At 38.9% G+C, this 404-nt stretch carries 1 protein-coding gene; it reads left to right on the plus strand.

Annotated elements, in window-relative coordinates; translation table 11 throughout:
* A partial coding sequence (locus ACNQ0W_RS25405; RefSeq protein WP_417933310.1) for a DUF2345 domain-containing protein occupies nt 1-404 on the plus strand: 404 nt, incomplete at both ends.

Consider the following 404-nt stretch of genomic DNA (forward strand, 5'->3'; position numbering starts at 1 on the left):
GTAAAGCACTGAGTGACATTGCTAAAAACCAGAAAACCGATGAAATAGAATCGATTGAACAGTTAAAAGATTTTGCCTCACAAATTCAGCAGCAAATCGCTAAATTTGAAAAAGCTTTACTTCTTTTGAGTTCACCGGATGGTATAGCTCTAAGTAGTTCAGAAGATATTCACATCTCGGCAGATGCACAAATTAATCAGATTGCTGGAGACAGCATTAATAAAAGTACTCAAAAGAATGTGATTGCCCATGCCCAAAATAGGCTCAGCCTTTTTGCTGCTCAGAGCGGGCTAAAAGCAGTAGCTGCGCAAGGTAAGGTAGAAATACAAGCCCAGTCTGATGCTTTAGATGTGCTTGCTAATAAAGGTATTACGATTTCTTCGACAGAAGACTGCATTGAAATT

Source organism: Enterobacter cloacae complex sp. 6730903 (assembly GCF_048283985.1).
In the GTDB taxonomy this organism is placed as follows: Bacteria; Pseudomonadota; Gammaproteobacteria; order Enterobacterales; family Enterobacteriaceae; genus Enterobacter; species Enterobacter hormaechei_C.